Annotated in this window: 13 protein-coding genes; 6 read left to right on the forward strand and 7 right to left on the reverse strand. The window is 43.5% G+C overall.

All coding sequences use genetic code 11. From position 1 onward, the window contains the following. Positions 1 to 6 precede the first annotated feature (6 nt). Positions 7 to 1,437, reverse strand: coding sequence for a P-loop NTPase fold protein (locus QUB51_RS14315; RefSeq protein WP_333262214.1), 1,431 nt, complete (start codon positions 1,435 to 1,437; stop codon positions 7 to 9). Between the two features lie 26 nt (positions 1,438 to 1,463). Next, a complete protein-coding gene (locus QUB51_RS14320) occupies positions 1,464 to 2,051 on the reverse strand; it encodes an adenylate kinase (protein ID WP_333211755.1) in 588 nt (195 codons plus the stop codon). A gap of 276 nt (positions 2,052 to 2,327) precedes the next feature. Here QUB51_RS14320 and QUB51_RS14325 point away from each other — a divergent pair, with 276 nt between their 5' ends. Then, the gene (locus QUB51_RS14325) at positions 2,328 to 2,849 is read left to right on the forward strand and encodes a DNA-binding response regulator (RefSeq protein WP_333211753.1); all 522 of its coding nucleotides are present in this window, start codon (positions 2,328 to 2,330) and stop codon (positions 2,847 to 2,849) included. 149 nt (positions 2,850 to 2,998) lie between these two features. On the opposite strand, the gene QUB51_RS14330 is transcribed toward QUB51_RS14325, so the two are convergent. From QUB51_RS14330 to QUB51_RS14350, 5 genes are all read right to left on the reverse strand, one after another. After that, a complete protein-coding gene (locus tag QUB51_RS14330; protein ID WP_333262217.1) occupies positions 2,999 to 4,201 on the reverse strand; it encodes a catalase in 1,203 nt (400 codons plus the stop codon). 199 nt (positions 4,202 to 4,400) lie between these two features. Further along, a complete protein-coding gene (locus QUB51_RS14335; protein WP_333054644.1) occupies positions 4,401 to 6,047 on the reverse strand; it encodes a peroxidase family protein in 1,647 nt (548 codons plus the stop codon). 70 nt (positions 6,048 to 6,117) lie between these two features. Then, entirely contained in the window at positions 6,118 to 7,140 is a 1,023-nt protein-coding gene (locus QUB51_RS14340; protein ID WP_333211749.1) for a DUF2235 domain-containing protein, read from the reverse strand. A 630-nt stretch (positions 7,141 to 7,770) separates the two neighbouring features. After that, positions 7,771 to 9,213, reverse strand: coding sequence for an MFS transporter (locus tag QUB51_RS14345; RefSeq protein WP_333054642.1), 1,443 nt, complete (start codon positions 9,211 to 9,213; stop codon positions 7,771 to 7,773). A gap of 270 nt (positions 9,214 to 9,483) precedes the next feature. Further along, entirely contained in the window at positions 9,484 to 9,783 is a 300-nt protein-coding gene (locus QUB51_RS14350) for a hypothetical protein (RefSeq protein ID WP_333054641.1), read from the reverse strand. Between the two features lie 167 nt (positions 9,784 to 9,950). On the opposite strand from QUB51_RS14350, the gene cbiD reads away from it, so the two are divergent. From cbiD to QUB51_RS14375, 5 genes are all read left to right on the forward strand, one after another. Continuing rightward, positions 9,951 to 11,072 (forward strand): cobalt-precorrin-5B (C(1))-methyltransferase CbiD, encoded by a 1,122-nt coding sequence (cbiD, locus tag QUB51_RS14355; RefSeq protein WP_333054640.1) that lies wholly within the window; start codon positions 9,951 to 9,953, stop codon positions 11,070 to 11,072. Between the two features lie 332 nt (positions 11,073 to 11,404). Further along, on the forward strand, positions 11,405 to 13,018 hold the full coding sequence (gene guaA, locus QUB51_RS14360) for a glutamine-hydrolyzing GMP synthase (RefSeq protein WP_445242999.1): 1,614 nt from the start codon (positions 11,405 to 11,407) through the stop codon (positions 13,016 to 13,018). Between the two features lie 512 nt (positions 13,019 to 13,530). Further along, positions 13,531 to 13,746, forward strand: a complete 216-nt coding sequence (locus tag QUB51_RS14365) for a hypothetical protein (protein ID WP_333054638.1) — start codon at positions 13,531 to 13,533, stop codon at positions 13,744 to 13,746. 593 nt (positions 13,747 to 14,339) lie between these two features. Beyond that, a complete protein-coding gene (locus QUB51_RS14370; RefSeq protein WP_333232456.1) occupies positions 14,340 to 14,594 on the forward strand; it encodes a pirin family protein in 255 nt (84 codons plus the stop codon). Continuing rightward, the gene (locus QUB51_RS14375; protein WP_333232458.1) at positions 14,551 to 14,739 is read left to right on the forward strand and encodes a pirin family protein; all 189 of its coding nucleotides are present in this window, start codon (positions 14,551 to 14,553) and stop codon (positions 14,737 to 14,739) included. The genes QUB51_RS14370 and QUB51_RS14375 overlap by 44 nt, the downstream gene beginning before the upstream one ends. Positions 14,740 to 14,792: the final 53 nt, after the last annotated feature.

Raw genomic sequence — 14,792 nt, forward strand, 5'->3', positions numbered from 1 at the left:
CAACGATTACATATAAGTTACAGATTGAGATAATTTTTGAATCGCTTTCCAGTCATCACTATTTGTGATTTTACCATCATTATAGTAGGTAACTATAAAGTCTATTAAATTTCGATTTTCTAAGAATTGTGCAAATATTGGATGTTTGTTCGTAGACTTGATTAAATTATCTATGCCAATATCTATGCTATCATCTGTTCCACCTTCATTTTGCCAAGCAGTGTATATTTGATCCATAAGTTGATGATTGTTAGCTAAACGATCGTAAAACTCAGGAAAATTTAACTGGAGTAAAATTATTTTGCAAAATTTATACTTGTCATCAGTATTCCAGTCTATTTTTTTCTTTTCAAGTATGCTTCGACGATCGTCGGTTAATCGGAGTTGTGCGAGCTTATCAGCAAGGGTAGAGTTGTGTTTTTTGACAATCTCTTGAATCATATAAAAAGCCGTAATAAATTGTTGCATTTTACGGATATTTGAATTAGTCGCTTTAGAAATCATCCCCCATATTTTTTCATCATTACTATACTGGGCAGTTAAAGAACCTTGAAGCAGTCTATCTTTAACTTCATCTCGATTTTTATCAGATAGAAAAAAGTTAAGATTGATGATTTTTTCTATATATTCCCTACCAGTAATACCAAGCTCTTTAGGATATCTTTGTCCCACCGCCTGCTCAATAATTCTTTTATCAATTCCAATGACAAAAATACAGTTAGACTGATCTAAATGCAATTTCAAGCATTCTAGGACAGACAAAGCATTTTCTGGTAAGCAACGATCCAAATCATCAATAAATATCATCAATCGGCCATTGTTACCCACATAACTTTCTACTGCTTTTCCAAAGACATCTTCAAATTCATTGATAAATTGATAAGGATTAATGAGGTGAGGGTTTTCACCAGGATTAACTAACATTGCAAGTTGTTTAGCTATGGCTTCGGTATTAATAAAACCTGCTGTTGCACCATTAACATATCCTGTCGCTAAAACACCAGCTAATTTAAAAGCGCAAACTGAATAAGTTAAAGCGGCTTTTGTAATAGTTTGACGCTCTTTTGGAGAGATACTTTCATCTGCACATATTTGACTAAGAATTGTCTGGATAAGAGCATTCTTAATATCCAGTTTATCGTCATATTTCCAAGCATTAAACCAAACCGTTTTATATCTTTTTGCAGGAGTTGCTAATTGTTCAAAATCCCGTTTCATCTGTGCCATGAGGCTAGTTTTGCCGCTCCCCCAAGAACCAAAAATACCAATGGTAAAAGCGCCTTCTTTATGATGTGAATTTTGATTTTGTCGGTCAGGTGGTTGTGTGGCATCAATCGCCATATTACACAGTAATTCTGCGTAAATATCATAATTAAGCTCACTGCTACTTCCTGGGCCGCCGCGAATGATATTTCTATCGGCTTGAGTAAAAGGCATAATTTGTTTCCTCCTTGATTTATCAATTAAGACTTAGTGGACTTTTTTACTTCTGACAAAACTTCTTGAATTGCTGAGCTAACTGCCTCTTTAGACATAAACCCGTTGATGGTTTCTAGCAATAACCACTCACTATATAAGTTGATTAAAGGTGCCGTTTCTTCTTGAAAAATTTGGATGCGTCGCCGAATAACTTCTGGAGTATCATCTGTACGATTTTCCTTGATGGCTCTCTTTCTCAGTCGCTGAACTAAAACTGAGTCTGGTACATCAAAATTGATAACACAATCACAACTTGGCTGATCTAAATCCCTTAATAATTTGTCTAAAGCTCCAACTTGAGCGACGTTCCGAGGAAATCCGTCTAATATCCAACCTGGTGTTGCTTCTTTTTTTGTCAATTGTTCTTTTACAATATCTAGCACAATGCTATCAGGGACTAATGCCCCTTTATCTATATAAGATTGTGCTTTTTGACCTATTTTAGTTTCGTTTTTTCGCTCATGTCGCAGTAGTTCGCCGGTTGAAATGTGATGAATCCCGAAGTCCTTGGCTACGATCGCAGCTTGAGTGCCTTTGCCTGCGCCATTCGGACCTAAAAATATAATTCGCATACTTTTTATGATTCAACTGTTGGATAAGCTAGGATTGTTCTGTTGATAACGAACTTAAAGCTAACAAAGACTACCAAATTACGCTATTATTACATTAGCCTTTTCCAGAATACTCGAAACGGCCACAAAAAAATATGACCGCAAGCGTTCTATAAAAGACCAATGTATGTAATATCACTGTTATATCTACCTTAAAACAAAAAAAAATAATCCGCAACTATTAAACATTATCAATTTATGCTACCATTACGTTAGCAATTTCCACCAAGACGAAAAATGGTTACACGAAAACCTACTAGAAAGGATCTATTTGCCGAAGCAGCCCAAACTTGGGACTTGAATCGCATCTATGAACTATTTACCGAAGCTAAACGTCGCATTTTCCCCAACGCCCGCCAAGGGCTCACTGATACAGAAAAATTATATTTGCGTGGTCTTTTGTGCAATTTCAGCCCTAGTGATATTGCGCGTCAATTGTCGAAAAGTGCTAGGGGGGCTGAGGTTTATATGTGCAAAACTCTCTATCAATATTTTAAGGGTATTCCTGAAACTCCTAGTGATGATGTTGGTAATTGGCGCAATGTTCATCAATGGTTGGATAAAGCTGGTTATAAAGTAGATTTATCGGGTGATTCTACTGTCGGTAGGTCTTTACCAAAAGACGCTAAGATACATATAACTGATATTAATTTTTTTAATGACAATAATAATGCAACAATTTCTATAGATATCAATATTAAGTTATCGTTTCCTTCAGAGGTGACAAATCAAGGTGAGGATAAAATAGCAAATGATTAAAGATAAATTTAGGAAAACAACGTGAAACAGGCTACATTTAAAGGGTTTGGGGATCGCACGATGAGAATCGAGCCAAACTCTTACAGAAGGACATGATATTACTACACAGAAACCCGGTAACTTCTGCGAAACCGGGTTTCTAGACTGTACTAAAATGTTTCTTCTCCGGTTGGTTCTTGGTGGACAAGACCTCGCTTTTGAAGGCGATAATTCGCTACAACCGGGTAAACAACACCGCGTATCCGATTTATGGCGCCTACTGGACGATGAACTGCTAAGCCGTTCCAGGGAGAATATCTCAGGTTTTCGTTGAAATCAGATTGTTTTTCATAATCAATAATCTGATGCTTGACGGTGAGACGACCTACTCTCAAGAAGGGTGATTCTTTTTCCTTCCAGACATTGATGCCATCGTCGATCGGCATTTTTAGGCTGGTTTGGAACTGAATGCCAAAATCCCAACAGTATTGAGCGTCAGGTTTCGCCAAGGCTTGAATGAGATCGTCCCGGTAATAATTGTCTGGCTTATTGGGATCTAAACCCAAGGCTTTAGCGCGATCGACAAAAGGAATTTTAGGAATTCCCGGTCGAGATTGTTCGGGAATTATCTCGTGCGGTGGTTTGCATGAAACCGGAGTGAACCCATACTTAATTACAGCAGGATATTCGACAGGAACTAGACCAGGTTGCGAGGGATCGAAATCGGGATTGAGACCCAAAGCAGAGGGTGAACCGCTCCAATATTTGGCTGTTAGCAAACTCTTCGGAGTCCGGCTACCCGTAAGCGTTGACACAGCTAAAAAGTGTCTGGGATGTCGAATTAGCCACTTCTTCAATGTCTCTGGTGATTCAACCAAAGCAGAAAAAAAGCCGTAGTAGTCTTTGATGGTTTGGCTCACAAATAGCTCTGAATTGTGAACAATGATGTCCTGGGTTTTTGACTCGTGGCTTTGCGCCAGTCGTTCCCCTTCCACCCCCATCACTTTCAGTGAGATTGAACGCGAATCTTTTTGGTAATCAGGGTATACTTTGGTAGCGCCGTTAGCAAAGCGCAACCAAACAGGATATTGTTGGGGTTTTGCTAGCAAACCTTGCTTAAGGGAAATCGCATTCAGTTGCGAAGAAGTTAACGAAGCGCGTTTGCCCAATTCCCGTTTAATCGCTTCCTCATCAAAGTCAAAAATTTCCAGAGTTCCTTTAACGCAAGCATGAGTTTTGGCGTGAGTATCTCGCAGCGCCCGATCCTTATTGCCGTAAAGATTATCCATCCGAAGCTTGGCCTGCTCAACCAAAAGATCGTAATATTTGCGTTCGTCTTGTTCGGGATATTCGGTAAATAACTTCTTGTTCATAACATAACCTTTGGTTAATCGCTAAAAAAGGCTCTACACAAACCGTTGCATCTGTGAAACAGTATAAATGCTGGTGCAATTGCTTCCGAATTGCCGTAGCTTATCGCTTGCGAAAATATCGCCTTTTTCTTCCTCATTTTTGAGGGCGCAGGTGTCTTTGCGCCCCCAACTAATTTGAGTCTTAGTTGTCAGCTACAACTTAAAGATCGAAGGAGACTTTGTACTTGGGATCGCTTGGAGGAACATTACGATTCACTAAATCAGAGACTGTTTTGGTATTTTGGATAATTTCCCAACCAACCTCAGAAAAAGTTTCCTTATTGAAGACTTTAGGCGATAACAAAGGATTAGTTAAAGCTTGGGAGAAAGCATCAATGCCAATTATCCGTGCTACTAAAGGCGGAATTGCTGAATTTTCCCGCACATCTTCAGCGTACAATCCGACAAATAGTTCAATCTTATCAACATGACCGTACAACTCTTTTAATTTCTGTTGAGCGTATTCGTCACCCGTAATTTGATTGAAATCAGTCACCCTGGGATAACCACACATTTCGCGGTAATCGTTATAACTGGCTAACTGCGCCTGCCGTCCGAGTTTAACAGATGCTAGTTCGGTAGCATCAATAAATGTATAAGGTGTTCCTGCGATCTTAAAATCAGGTGTGTTAAACAAACCAATTCTAGTGCCTGGTTGGGAACAAGTTTCTTCCATCAATGCACCCAACCCTTTATCGATTAACATCTGATTATTCCAGAGGGAATCGTACATGGATTTTTCTTTCCCGTCATAGGTAAAGGTTTCAGGAACCGCACTATGCCAGCGATAGACAAAACTAAACTCAATCGCCATCCAATTTTCTCGATACCAACTTTCCTTGGTAAAAGCTTCAGGATCGGCAAAGAACCTAAAATTATAGGGCGTAATGTGGAAAATGTACTCTTCCATAATGATATTGAGAACAATCACCATGAGAATATTTCTCGCGGTTTGGAAGAGCCTCTCGTCGTCCCATTCTGGATAGCTTTTTGACAAAACATCGCAAATTCGATTATGCTCCCTGATACATAAAGTGTTGAGCATGACATAGCCAACTTGGACGTTTGCCCGTTCAACTCCCATTGCAAATAGCTTGCTTTTCTTTTCGGGGGATTGTCTTTTCTCATCATTAAGGGGTGCATGAAGACCTTCAAATTGAGGATCGATAATACCCTGCTCAGGATCGGCATAATAAAAGAGTGGATATTCTTCTTCTACGCCATCTTTGCGCTTGAGTTTTTGGGTTTTAAATTTACCGTCTTTGAAAGCTCTGAGCATATTTGTTTGTTTGCGGGTCAACCCGTAAACATTACACATATCAATCTGATGGTTGGAGGTATTTTTGAAGCGGTTTTGCTGATCGATCCGCAGAAAACTATCTGTAAACCACTGCACCCAATAGGGAAAGAGCAGAGTCGATTTGTCTGAATAAATGGTTTTTCCATCTCTTTTTTGAAATAAGGTCTTTAATTTACCCAGTGGTGGTAAATTCCCTTCTTTGTTAAATTCGGGGTCGGGAGGTAAATGTCGCCCAGTATAAGTCTTGTCTGTAAGTGAATCCCAAGAGATGTAGGTATCAGTTTTTTTTGGAATATCTGTCCCTGGAATTTTGGGATCTAAGCCCATTAAGCTATAGGGAAGCGGGCGAGTCGGAAGTTTGTAAATGATGCTATTGAGAAAAAATTTGTTTAGTTTACGTTTCAGAGGCTCGTAACTTTGAACTAAGTTCCAAATTGGTTTGAAATGAGTCAACGTATATGCTAAAGCTTTGTTGCTAAATCCATCTCTAGATGTATCTCTTTTCATGATTGCTTTTCCTTTGTTGTAGATGAGATAGTCTTATTAGGTTCCGTTCTGAGAGCTTGATAAATTTTTATCATTTTTCTATATTATCAATTATTTTGGAGAGAATTTTTTGCAGATTCTTAGGTCGATAGTCTTGGCGTTTTTTTAATCGATTGATCGTGCTTTCGTGAAGATCCTCAATAGCATCGCCCACCTCGCGGAACTTGATTCCTGCCAATTTGAAGAACCCAGGATTGTTTTTAAAATCAATCTCATAATTGGGATTGATACCTGTGGGAATGGCACTTGGATCGAATTCAAGCCCCAATCCCAGGTTACGGGTTGAATCGATCATCCATTGTAAGGCGGCATCTGATAAACCGCTGTATTCTTTCGTTCCACCGCCGATGCAGATATGCGAGCCGGGAAACCAAACTTGAATAACCCGCTGGTTCTCAATATCAGGATTTTTTTTCATAGGCGTAACATCAAAGATTTCGCGAACTTCGTCGATCGCAACGGCGTGCAACGCATTTTGAATTAACTTATTTAAAGTGGTGTCGTGGAATCTGTACCTTTTCTTGAGCTGTTCGTCATACTTCTTGAAGGCGGGTAGAGTAGGAATACCAAGGGCTCCAACGGTGTCGAAACAACCAAGCAAGGTAATCGGGACGCGATCGCCGTAATCTTCGCGGTAATTGGCTGCTACCCGATCCTTTGGTTTAATGTCTCGTTTACGGTAAAGCTCGTAAGCTTCTGATGCCCTGGTAATATGAGGGCGGGATAGGAGACCGGAGCAATAAATCATCCCGGTTAGACTCCTGACTGTGTAAGCACCGCGACTGAACCCGAATAGATATATTTCGTCACCCTTCTCATAGTTGAGAGAAAGAAAACGATAGGCATCTTGTATATTTTTATCGATTCCCAGTCCAGTGGCTCCGCCCAAAATCTTGTTACTATCCGCTCCAACTCCTTCGTCATAAAACACGATTTGCGGAACCCCGTCACTGGCGGTCGATTTCACTGCCTGGGCAAGTTTAATCACATTACTTGGGTAACTACTATTGAGTTGTTGCCAAGTGCCATCACAGCAAACGATTAGACGTTTCATTTTTACTTGTCTCTCTTTGAATCGGAAATTTGAGAGCGATCTGTCATTGGTCATCGGTTACAAGAGAATTGCCAATTCCCCTTTTTGTATGGCGTCAGGCGATCGCTGCTAGTTTTTGGATCGAAATTGTTATGTGGGTGGGCAATCTTTAGTTATTTCGATTGTCAGGATAGTAGTCTCAAACCACCACCTAGTTGAGTTTATTGTATTAAAATGTGAATAATATTTATATTTCTTAATACAAAAAGGGCTGAGCGTGAGATCGTAGGTTTGGTTCTGAGAAAATGCTCGATTATCCTAAAACGTAAAAAATTCAGAGCGTGAAATCGTAGGTTTGCTTCAGGGAAAATGCTCGATTATCGTAACATAAGTAGTGATACGACGCCCTAGCTAACGAACCTTTAAACACATTTACGGTCTGCACAGTGAGTTTTTAGAACAGCTATATATTATCGATTTGTCGGTTGGCTGCAAGATAATAGTGAGATATTTGCCGCACATCAGATTTAGGCGATGTTTTAGGTTAATTTTTGTCTCAGTCACTCTCAGGTTTTCTGCGATCTGCTTGAAGTTTTTAACAATCTGTGGGCTTTTCTGGTTTCTCGATCGGTAAATTTGTGCGAAAATTTCCTAGCCCCGATTAAATTTAAAACGTCCCAAAGTGGGGACGATCGACCGCAGCGACTGGCTACGAGGTTCTCGCACCAAAATCAAAGGCAGCAAGCCTACCAGCCTCACAGCAGCCGAGAGGGCAAACAGTGAGCCCAAACTCATACCAGGAAGTTGGGCAAGAAAGCCGCCGGCGGTAGTTCCCAAAGCCCCAGCTAATCCCGAAACAGCAGCGCCGATCGCAAAATAAGTCGAAGGTTGCTCGATCGACGCGAGCTCCATTTGAATATTGTTAGTACACAGCCCGATCGCCCCTAAAGTCGTTCCCCCCAACAAGTGCAGCAGCGGCAGCCACACCCAGAGGGCAAACGGGTAATTGCCCGTACCCAACCACAGCAAAGGGGTTACAGCCACCACCAGCCCAACCGCAATTAGCAGCGGACGATTCCCCCAGCGATCGGCCAACTTACCCCAAAACATCAGCAGCAGTAGATTTGCGCCGGAACTTAAGCTGGTGTAAATCGTTACCAAACTCACATCCAAGCTTAAATCTTTCAGCAAGTAGATATTAAAAAAAGGCGCGCTGAGATTAACTGCAAATGTCCATAGGCTGAAGTAAAGAATAAACATTAAAAAATTAGAATCTTTCAGCACAGAAGGCACAAAATCTGTTATTTGCTTTTCTTTTTTCTTTGTAAGTCGATCGTTCAGTGCATTTTTTTTGTATACCTGGGGATTCACATCAACCATGAAGGATTGACACCCCAAACTAATCATTCCCGCCAAAACACCCACCAATAAAACAATACCGTAGCCCAAAATTGGGCCGCCGTCCCAAGTTGACACTCCCAATCCCATCAACGGCACTCCCAGCAAAGTGATGAGGCTGACAGCACTGTTGCGAAAGCCAAAATAGCGTCCCCGCAAGCGCTGAGGAACCACAGCAGCCATCCAACTGAACCAGCTAGAATTGGCAAAAGCTGCCAGCACGCTAGCTGCTACGACTGTTACCAGTGTCCATTGCAGCAGTTGGCGGGGATCTTGGTGCTGGGAACCCCAAACAATTGCCACCGCCAGCACCAGCCACAGCAGCCGCGAAACGCTGAATACAAATAGGTTGTACGAGCGGCGGGTGGTTGTCCGATCTGCGATGTAGGCTCCTAATGGTTGCAGGAGATTTACCACCATCGGAATAGCAAAGAATATACCTATTTCCACGCTACTCGCGCCGAGTTGCAGCAAGAAGTTGCTCAGCAGCACGCCGGTGGTCGCCGACTCGAAGATAGTGGCAAAAACGCCGTCTAGAGTTGAGGCTTTCAGGGTCGATCGAACGTCTTTTTTGGAAAATTTGAGAGCTATTTTTGGAGAGAGAACGAGCTGAAATATTTTCGGGTCTACTATTTCTACTATTTCTGCAGTCTGAAGAGATAGAGGTTCATTTAACTCTGCAACTGGTTCAACCATAGTCAATCGATTTTAGATTTTAGGTTTTAGATTGTAGATTGGATAATTGAAGTAACAGGGTTAGATAAAACCAGCCCCACCTTCAAGAGGCTAACTCGAAAGTAGGACTGGCACGTCCGGGTAATTCAGATCAATATAAATGACTTGCGATCGCTGGGACATCAACCGCTTGGGAGATATAAATCTGCTAATTGTAAAAAAGTAGGTTTTAGGGCTTAACAAGGAAGCGATCGCAGCATTTCGCCTGCCAACAATTGCTCGAATTCCGCCTCAAACAAGTCGCCCCAAGGGCCAAAACAAATTTCGCCCGATCCTCGACTCGGCTCTGACACATTTACGGCTAGGTAAATCTATAGAATGAAAGACGATCGACTTGCCGAGTATAGCTGCTAACGATTTGTACCTAATTCCTGGAATCCGTTTGTTCAGCCCCAGCGCTCGCGATCGAGATTCCGGGTTTTTTGTGAAAATCGCCCGCACCGGCCCGTAAGCCTTCGGAGTGGGTTGTTGGCGATCCTCTACGTTGGCGTAGCCCCCGTAGGGGCGGGCTCCGCTAACGCACCTCAACAAAAGTGTGGCTGCGATCAGCAACTGGGAGAACCAAATGATTACTTGACAAAAATTACCCTAACTGCTGATAATAACAAACCCTAAAATTAAGCTTAAATGTTTGAGGGGTATCACTGCTACGGCGTGATGTCGATCGCCAGCAAATTTATGTATTTCTGCATTTGATCGTGACCAAAACTCAACCTTTATCGGGGTATACACTGCCAGTATTTGCCTGTGCGGCCGCACTTGCAGCTTTGCGGTGCTTACGCGCAGGTATCCAGTCTGTTGATAGCGTATCAGTAAATTTACTGGAACCGCAAATAACGGCAGAAATTCCGATCGAACAGGCGTCTGTACTCAAAACTGATACCGCTTTAGGAGTGACTCGCTCAGATCCGGGCGACAATCTCGATCTGACTCGAAATACCCCCGTTTGGGCAATGGTGGAATTGGGGAATTGGGAAGAGGGAGAGCAGATTGTGATTCTCGGCGGTGAAGGTATAGGGCGTCACACAGTCGGTGGAGGGGCGGCGATCTATGATTACGCAATGCGACTGTTGCGATCGAATCTGAGCCGAGAACTCGCAGGGGGAGAAAAAATTACTGTCACCCTGATTCTGCCGTCTGGGCGGCAACTAGCCACCCGCACTTCTAACGAAGCTTTCGGCGTGGTAGAAGGACTTTCGCTGCTGGGTACAACGGGCATTTCTCAACCGCTGAGCGCCCCTGGACAGTTGGAAGTTTACCGCGAACAACTGCAACAAAAAGCCGAACTGTTTGACTGTTTGGTTTTCTGCATCGGCGAAAACGGCTTGGATTTGGCGCGACAACTGGGGATTAATCGTGAGAGGTTAGTCAAAACCGCTAACTGGCTCGGCCCGCTGCTGGTAGAAGCCGGATATCAGGGCGTGCAGTCAATTTTGCTGTTTGGCTATCACGGGAAACTGATGAAATTGGCGGCGGGAATTTTTCACACTCACCACCACCTCGCTGACGGGCGCAGGGAAATTCTCACAGCTTACTGTGCTAAGGCTGGAATGCCGGCTGATGCGTGTTCCGCAATTTTTGCCGCAGCGACAGCCGAAGAGGCTCTCGGGCAACTGCGGGCTTTAGACGCCGAGTTTGGGAGCAATTGGGTCGATCTAATTTACGGCGACATCGCCCGACAAATAGACTTGCGGTCATCGGATTGCATTTTTACTCACACTAACTTGCACATCCCCGTGGGCTCGGTGATGTTCGGGCGCGATCGCAAAATTATTGTTAAAAGTGACATAGGAGATACATTTTTGACCCAAATTTGTTAATGTAGTGTGAATATCCCTGAATTCTGTTTAAAACATCGGTCAGGGATAATATTTAACAAGTAATAATTCTCTGTCCCTAAACCTTAATTATACTAGGTTGCTTCGGGAAGCTATTTCTGAAGCAAGAATTCAATTAATTAGGGTAAGGATCGAAGTAAATCTATGGCCCTGTACCCGATTAATCGACTAACATCGCTGACGGCAATCTAGTATCAATAAGATTTATTCCTAGCGACCAATGGTTCCTAGTCTTCCTTAGAATTGTACTGAGAGCGCGACAGATACGTCCGCTACTTTCTGCCCAATTAGCACTTAGCAATTACGCAATAACCGTGACTACTAAAATAGAAACTGAGTCCGTTCTCACAAACTCTTTAATGCAGCAGATCGATCGCCAGATCATCGTGATTCTCGACTTCGGTTCGCAATATTCCGAACTGATTGCTCGTCGAATTCGCGAAACTCAAGTATATTCAGAAGTAATTTCTTACCGCACTACGGCAGAACAGTTAAAAGCTATCAATCCTAAAGGAATTATTCTTTCAGGAGGCCCAAGTTCTGTATACGATGAAAAAGCACCCCACTGCGACCCAGAAATTTGGAATTTGGGAATACCGGTGTTGGGAGTGTGTTACGGGATGCAGTTGATGGTAAAGCAGCTCGGAGGCACGGTTGAACGGGCTAAGTTAGCCGAATATGGCAAGGCATCGCTATTTATTGACGATCCTACAGATTTGCTGACAAATGTCGAAGAAGGCAGCACGATGTGGATGAGCCACGGAGACTCGTGTACTCAACTGCCACCGGGTTTTGAAATCCTCGCTCACACAGACAATACTCCGTGTGCTGCTGTGGCTAACCACGAGAAAAATTTGTACGGGGTTCAGTTTCACCCCGAAGTAGTTCACTCGATCGGGGGAATAGCTTTAATTCGCAATTTTGTTTACCACATTTGCGAGTGCGAACCGACTTGGACGACTGCTACTTTTGTGGAGGAATCGATTCGCGAAATTCGCGCGCAAGTGGGAGATAAACGAGTTTTGCTGGCTCTATCGGGCGGTGTAGATTCTTCTACTTTGGCTTTCTTGCTGCATAAGGCGATCGGCGACCAACTTACCTGTATGTTTATCGATCAAGGGTTTATGCGGAAGTATGAACCAGAACGGTTGGTAAAATTATTTAAAGAGCAATTCCACATTGACGTTGAGTATGTTAATGCTCGCGAACGCTTTTTAGCTCAACTTGAAGGGATTACCGATCCTGAAGTAAAACGCAAGCGGATCGGTCACGAATTTATCAACGTATTTGAAGAAGAATCGAAGCGTCTGGGCCCCTTTGACTACCTCGCACAAGGTACTCTTTATCCTGATGTGATTGAGTCGGCTGACACGAATGCAGACCCCAAAAGTGGCGAGCGAGTTGCTGTTAAAATTAAAAGCCACCACAACGTCGGCGGTTTGCCGAAAAATTTGCGATTTAAGCTGATTGAACCGCTGCGAAAACTGTTTAAGGATGAGGTGCGAAAAGTCGGCCGGTCGATCGGGCTTCCCGAAGAAATAGTGAACCGACAACCTTTCCCCGGCCCGGGATTGGCGATTCGGATTATCGGAGAAGTTACCTCCGAGAGACTAAATATTTTGCGGGATGCTGACTTCATTGTTCGCCAAGAAATTAACCGGCACGGATTGTACGGTGAACTTTGGCAAGCTTTTGCAGTTTTGCTACCGATTCGCAGTGTAGGCGTGATGGGCGATCAGCGCACTTATGCTTATCCGATCGTCTTGCGATTTATTAAGAGTGAAGACGGGATGACGGCTGATTGGGCGCGGGTTCCTTACGATTTGTTGGAACTGATCTCGAATCGGATTGTGAATGAGGTTAAGGGGGTGAACCGAGTGGTTTACGATATTACTTCTAAGCCACCGGGAACGATCGAGTGGGAGTGATTTCTAGTTAGCGATTAAGTAGGCGGACTAATTTTTTTGTCTGTCTACTTATTTTGATTTTGGATAAAAAGTCAACAGTCGTTACTTGTTGACAAGTGATTGAAGAAGAGGTAGTTCTTCCTATGAAGGTCTGAAACATTTGCACAGCAAGAGGTTCAGACTCGTGAAAAACGAAAATTATCACTGTGACACTTGAAGGGCCGAAGGTTGGTTCTAACTGACATCTTGCACCATTCTCGATAGGCATTTTAGGAACAGGCTTTTCGGCCTGTTCCACAAGAAAATTCACTCTTTGTGGAACAGGCCGAAAAGCCTGTTCTTGAGAAGGGTGCAAGATGTGGGTTCTAATTGTTCCACCGCTGCATTAGTTTCAATGTTGTGACTTCGATCACTGGTAACACGGACTTGGTTCACCGAAGATTTTCAGTATTATCACGGAAAAAAACCAGCACCATCACTTGCTCTTAGGAGAAACCACGAGATGATTAAGGTGTCGAGTTCAAAACAATCCCATGTATCCAGTTAATCTTCTCCCCGGCGCTATCAACGAATTAATTGCCACTGTCACCGATACTCACCGCGTTACCAAGGCTGACCGCTACGGCATGATGGCCGCCATCCTCGATGAGTCTATCAGTGAAGAAGAACGTGGCTCACTCGATCGTCTGATTCGCTCCCTAGTCAAAGGTAGGATTCAAGTCAGTGATGAACTCTCCATCGTCTCGTAAGCAGAAAGCTCGTTGAGAACTCGACACTCTACAAGAGCTTTCGATTGGGAAAGTTTAGACCAGTCACTGATATTGCGATCGTCCTTTACAAGGATAGCTTTTTGTATCATGCACTTTTGACATAGACGATTAGCGTTGGGAACTTCATAAACATTATGACGGATACCATCCAGCATCTCATCACAAATTTGGGTAGAAACCCCGTCCTTTTAGGACGGCTTTATATTAGAATGTAATTGGTCAACGACCCACCCGAGACGATGGATCAAACAGCCTATACGAGCGAAGTTCAGCCCGAGGTGCTGGCGGCGAAGCAAAATCGGTAGACCGGGAAAAGAGGATAGGGCAATGGAAGTCTAACCCTAGAATCAAAACAGGAGAAGAATTCCGTTTGGTATTCGACACGTAAAAACCGCAGGGCTTGCGGGGTTAGTCTGTGGAGCGAACATAAGACCAAAACTCTTTGAGGGTGGAGGCAGTTGCGAAGAAGCAGAAACTTAAGTCGCGAGGCTTAAGAATCACCGTACCTTCAGGTCAGTGAGTATGTCAATGAGCCACACATTCAAGATTTGGGTGGATTCCAAGCCCGTCACTTGCTTCCCTCAGACGTTTTAGCACTGGTAGGCCCGTTCATCTTTTTTGACCATCTCGGCCCTGCGGTGTTTCCACCCGGCCGGGGCGTGGATGTCAGACCGCATCCGCACATCAACTTAGCAACCGTCACCTACCTGTTTGAAGGTGTTTTGCTGCATCGTGATAGTGTGGGCAGCGTTCAAGAAATCCGTCAGGCGTGCGGTGAACTGGATGACGGCAGGGCGAGGCATTGTCCACTCCGAACGCACGCCTGACGACGATCGCAGCAAAGAAGCCATCCTGCATGGCATTCAAACTTGGATAGCCCTTCCCCATGAATACGAAGAAACCGACCCCTGGTTTCGGCATCATCCGGCAACTGAACTGCCTGTTTGGGAGTCGGACTTAAGTGCCAAATAGTTTGCTAAACTTATCTACAGTTGATTGCCGAGAAGAAGTTCCATGTTTGCCGT

Origin of the sequence: Microcoleus sp. AT8-A3 (genome assembly GCF_036705675.1) — a bacterium.
In the GTDB taxonomy this organism is placed as follows: Bacteria; Cyanobacteriota; Cyanobacteriia; order Cyanobacteriales; family Microcoleaceae; genus Microcoleus.